Source organism: Thauera terpenica 58Eu (assembly GCF_000443165.1).
In the GTDB taxonomy this organism is placed as follows: Bacteria; Pseudomonadota; Gammaproteobacteria; order Burkholderiales; family Rhodocyclaceae; genus Thauera; species Thauera terpenica.
Map to the genome: position 1 here is coordinate 1 of NZ_ATJV01000121.1, position 1,199 is coordinate 1,199.

At 61.9% G+C, this 1,199-nt stretch carries 1 protein-coding gene; it reads right to left on the bottom strand.

All coding sequences use genetic code 11. The features are described from left to right. Positions 1 to 6: 6 nt before the first annotated feature. Positions 7 to 1,197 (bottom strand): elongation factor Tu, encoded by a 1,191-nt coding sequence (tuf, locus tag M622_RS38505; RefSeq protein WP_021251075.1) that lies wholly within the window; start codon positions 1,195 to 1,197, stop codon positions 7 to 9. Positions 1,198 to 1,199 lie beyond the last annotated feature (2 nt).

The following is a 1,199-nucleotide window of genomic DNA, read 5'->3' on the forward strand; positions in this document are numbered from 1 at the left end:
CGAGAATTACTCGATGATCTTGGCGACAACACCTGCACCCACGGTACGGCCACCTTCGCGAATCGCGAAGCGCAGACCTTCTTCCATGGCGATCGGCGCAATCAGCTTCACCGTGATCGACACGTTGTCACCCGGCATCACCATCTCGGTGCCTTCGGGCAGCGAGATCGAACCGGTCACGTCCGTGGTACGGAAGTAGAACTGCGGACGATAGTTGTTGAAGAACGGCGTGTGACGACCACCCTCTTCCTTCGACAGCACGTAGATCTCACCGGTGAAGTGGGTGTGCGGGGTGATCGAACCCGGCTTGCACAGCACCTGACCACGCTCGATGTCTTCGCGCTTGGTGCCGCGCAGCAGCACACCCACGTTGTCACCGGCCTGACCCTGATCGAGCAGCTTGCGGAACATCTCAACGCCGGTGCAGGTGGTCTTCACCGTGGCCTTGATGCCCACGATCTCGACTTCTTCACCCACCTTGACGATGCCACGCTCGACACGACCGGTCACCACCGTGCCACGGCCCGAGATCGAGAACACGTCTTCGATCGGCAGCAGGAAGGGACGATCGATCGCACGCTCCGGGGTCGGGATGTAAGTGTCGAGCGCTTCGGCCAGACGCATGATCGCCGGCTCGCCGATGTCGGACTGGTCACCCTCGAGCGCCTTCAGCGCCGAACCCTTGATGATCGGCACGTCGTCGCCCGGGAAATCGTACTTGGACAACAGCTCGCGCACTTCCATCTCGACCAGCTCGAGCAGCTCTTCGTCGTCGACCATGTCGCACTTGTTCAGGAAGACGATGATGTAGGGCACACCGACCTGGCGCGCCAGCAGGATGTGCTCGCGCGTCTGCGGCATCGGGCCGTCAGCGGCCGAGCACACCAGAATCGCGCCGTCCATCTGCGCCGCGCCGGTAATCATGTTCTTCACGTAGTCCGCGTGACCCGGGCAATCAACGTGCGCATAGTGGCGCGCGCCGGTCTCGTACTCGACGTGCGAGGTGTTGATCGTGATGCCGCGCGCCTTCTCCTCCGGCGCCGCGTCGATCTGGTCGTAACCCTTGGCTTCACCACCAAACTTCTTCGTCAGCACGGTCGTGATCGCAGCCGTCAGCGTGGTCTTGCCGTGGTCAACGTGGCCGATGGTGCCGACGTTTACGTGCGGCTTCGTCCGCTCAAACTTGCTCTTTGCCATAT

Coding starts and splice junctions, on each gene's coding strand:
- tuf (WP_021251075.1), bottom strand. CDS start 1,197: ATGGCAAAGAGCAAGTTTGAGCGGACGAAGCCGCACGTAAACGTCGGC.